Origin of the sequence: Clostridium sp. 1001270J_160509_D11 (assembly GCF_015667935.1) — a bacterium.
In the GTDB taxonomy this organism is placed as follows: Bacteria; Bacillota; Clostridia; order Peptostreptococcales; family Peptostreptococcaceae; genus Intestinibacter.
In genome coordinates this window covers 1-3,329 of the sequence record NZ_JADPET010000208.1, presented here as the reverse complement: position 1 = coordinate 3,329, position 3,329 = coordinate 1, and the positions used below count along the sequence as shown (strand labels likewise).

General features: G+C 28.5%; 4 protein-coding genes. All 4 read left to right on the top strand.

Translation table 11 applies throughout. The features are described from left to right. The first annotated feature begins 91 nt into the window (after positions 1-91). Entirely contained in the window at positions 92-706 is a 615-nt protein-coding gene (locus tag I4U58_RS13200) for an SAM-dependent methyltransferase (protein ID WP_195931802.1), read from the top strand. Between the two features lie 121 nt (positions 707-827). Then, complete coding sequence (locus tag I4U58_RS13195) at positions 828-1,658, top strand: amino acid ABC transporter substrate-binding protein (RefSeq protein WP_195931801.1); 831 nt, start codon at positions 828-830, stop codon at positions 1,656-1,658. Between the two features lie 159 nt (positions 1,659-1,817). Continuing rightward, entirely contained in the window at positions 1,818-2,432 is a 615-nt protein-coding gene (locus tag I4U58_RS13190; protein WP_195931803.1) for an amino acid ABC transporter permease, read from the top strand. A 10-nt stretch (positions 2,433-2,442) separates the two neighbouring features. After that, the gene (locus I4U58_RS13185; protein ID WP_195931800.1) at positions 2,443-3,204 is read left to right on the top strand and encodes an amino acid ABC transporter ATP-binding protein; all 762 of its coding nucleotides are present in this window, start codon (positions 2,443-2,445) and stop codon (positions 3,202-3,204) included. Positions 3,205-3,329: the final 125 nt, after the last annotated feature.

Here is a 3,329-nt window from a genome sequence, read left to right as displayed (position 1 = left end):
ATATTAACAAATAAAAATCAACAAAAAATTCAAGAAAAAACAAAAATATGTTAATATAAACATATAAAAAATAAAATAAGGAAGAAAAAATATGAACGAAAATTACTATGAAAAATTATTAAATATAAACACAGCAGGAAACGAAAACTGGAACAAGACTTCACCACACAATCACCCATACCAACCAACATTATATGAAGCACTAGACACACTATTTAACGAATACAATTTAGAAGAAGATGATCATATAGTAGACTTTGGCTCTGGAAAGGGAAGAATTGTATTTTATATTAATCACTTTTTCAAATGTTATACAACTGGAGTTGAAATGAATGAAATATATTATAACGAATCTCTACTAAATAAATCAAAATATATTCAATATCATAAAAAAATGGAAGATAAAATAAACTTTTACTGTAATTTATCTCAAAATTACACAATTGAAAAAAATGACAACAAGTTTTATTTCTTCAATCCATTTTCAGTCCAAATCTTTATGAAAGTAATTGAAAATATATTAATATCTTATGAAGAAAATCCTAGGGATATGGATCTAATAATTTATTATCCAAGTGATGATTATATTCAATTTTTAGAATATAGAACACCATTTATATTAGAAAAAGAAATCATTTTAAAAGACCTATATAAAAATGATGATAAAGAGAAATTTGTTGTATATAGTTTAAAAACGAATCTTTAAATTTAAAACTACAATATAGTTCGAAATGCAACTGGAAAATATTGACTTACATATCGAAATGTGCTACTATTCCTTCAAGCAGTAATTTTTAAAATTTAATATATTCATAGGGGGTAGTATTATGAAAAAATTATCAGCTATAGCATTAGCTCTTGTGATGGGGTTTAGTACACTTTTAGGCGGATGTTCATCGTCAGATTCTAGCAGTTCTTCAAATGATGATTCACTACAGTATGTAATGGACAAAGGTGAATTAATTGTAGGATTAGATGATTCTTTCCCTCCAATGGGTTATAGAGATAAAGACAATAAGATTGTGGGATTTGATGTCGATTTAGCTAAAGAAACATGTAAGAGAATGGTCATCAAAGCAAAATTCCAACCTGTAAGCTGGGAAAGTAAAGAACAAGAATTATCATCTAAAAATATAGACTGTATATGGAATGGTTTTGGAATAACTCCTGAAAGAGAAAAAGTACTAACTTTTACAGAACCTTATATGTCAAATCCACAAATATTTGTAGTATTAGCTGATTCAGGAATAAAAACTGAGGCTGATTTAAAAGGTAAGGTAGTAGCAGCACAAAGCGGATCAACTGCATATGCTACTATAGACAAAGATACTAATTTAAAAGATTCTTTTAAAGAATTTATAGGTGTTGAAGACAATGTAAAAGCATTAATGGACTTAGAAGTTGGCGGTTCTGATGCAGTTGCTATGGATACAGTAGTTGCTCGTTACTATATGACAAAAGACCCAGGAAAATACAGCATTATAGAAGACACTACTATATTAGACGAAGAAATGGGTGTTGGTTTTAGAAAAGGCGACAACGCTTTATGTAAAAAAGTTGAAGATACTTTAAAAGAAATGCAAAAAGACGGTACATTAGCAAAAATAAGTAAAAAATGGTTTGGTGAAGATTTAACTACAATCGGTAAAGATAAATAGTTAATTTAAAATTTCAGACTAAAGTATATTTTAAAAGGTGTCAAATTTATAAGTCTAAGACTTTAAAATTGGCGCCTTTTTTAAGATATAAGACTTTATAAATTTTAGACAGGGGGGATTAAATTGGATTTTGAAAGCATAATTAATTTAGTCAAAAATATGTTGCCAAGTTCAATTGTTACTTTAGAAATATTCTTTTTAACAATAATATTCTCATCAATACTTGGCATGTTTGTAGCTTTTGGTAGAATGTCAAAATTCGCTATTATAAGAATACCTATACAAGTATTTTTACTTATTATGAGAGGAACACCTCTTATACTTCAATTGATGTTTTTCTATTTTGCACCATACTATATATTCGGTACAACTTTACCGAGATTTTGGGCAGCAATACTGGCATTTACATTAAATTATAGTGCTTATATTGCTGAAATATATAGAAGTGGTATAGAATCTATACCTGTTGGTCAATATGAGGCAGCAACAGTATTAGGCTTTGGAAAAAGTGAAACATTCTTTAAGATAATTTTACCTCAAGTTGTAAAAAGAATAATACCACCTATGAGTAATGAACTTATGACATTAGTAAAAGATACTGCTTTGGCTCAAGTAATCGGTGTTGCAGAAATATTCAAACTTGCAGGGGCTACAATGTCATCTCAATTTTCTACAGTACCATTAATAGTAGCTGGTATTTTTTATCTAATTATGAATACTGTAGTTGAAAGATTCTGTTTCTACTTAGAAAAGAAATTAGATTACTATGAATAGGAGGCTAAAAATGAAAATTTTATCAGTTGAAAATTTAGAGAAGAACTTTGGAGACTTACAAGTTCTAAAAGATATATCTATGGAAGTAAACCATGGAGAAATAGTTTCTATAATAGGATCTTCTGGTTCTGGTAAATCTACATTACTTAGATGTATAAATAGATTAGAAACTATAGATTCCGGGAAAATTACTGTAGATGGAGAAGTTATGGTATCTACACATAATGGCAAAGTAGAATATGCAAGTAATGATGTATTAAACGAGATAAGATTAAAAACAGGACTTGTATTTCAAAACTTTAACTTATTTCCACATTTTAATGTATTAAAAAATATAACTCAAGCACCTATAAGAGTTAAAAAAATACCTAAAGATATAGCAGAAAAAGAGGCAATGGAACTATTACAAAAGCTAGGTCTTGAAAGTAGAAAAGATGCATACCCTCATCAACTATCAGGAGGGCAGGCACAAAGGGTCGCAATAGCCAGAGCTCTTGCACTAAAGCCAGTAATTCTTTTCTTTGATGAACCTACATCAGCACTTGATCCAGAACTTACAGGAGAAGTTTTAAAAGTTATACGCTCACTTGCTGAGATGAATATGACTATGGTAATAGTTACTCATGAGATGTCTTTTGCTAGAGATATATCAGATAGAATGATATTTATGGATAACGGTGTAATAGTTGAAAATTGTACGCCAGAAGAATTATTTAATTCTAAAAATGAACGTACTAGAGCCTTTTTAGGAAAATATCATCAAGGTCAATAATCTTAAAAAAATAAAGGGGGATAAATTGAACCCTTTATTTTTTTGTTCTAATATTATAGTATAAGATAATTATCTATATGTTATAATATTTAAAACAATATTTAAATAAATAATATAGGAGGTAA

Excerpts from the sequence above, each read along its gene's own strand:
- I4U58_RS13185 (WP_195931800.1), top strand. The coding sequence starts at position 2,443 with ATGAAAATTTTATCAGTTGAAAATTTAGAGAAGAACTTTGGAGACTTA.
- I4U58_RS13195 (WP_195931801.1), top strand. The coding sequence starts at position 828 with ATGAAAAAATTATCAGCTATAGCATTAGCTCTTGTGATGGGGTTTAGT.
- I4U58_RS13190 (WP_195931803.1), top strand. The coding sequence starts at position 1,818 with ATGTTGCCAAGTTCAATTGTTACTTTAGAAATATTCTTTTTAACAATA.
- I4U58_RS13200 (WP_195931802.1), top strand. The coding sequence starts at position 92 with ATGAACGAAAATTACTATGAAAAATTATTAAATATAAACACAGCAGGA.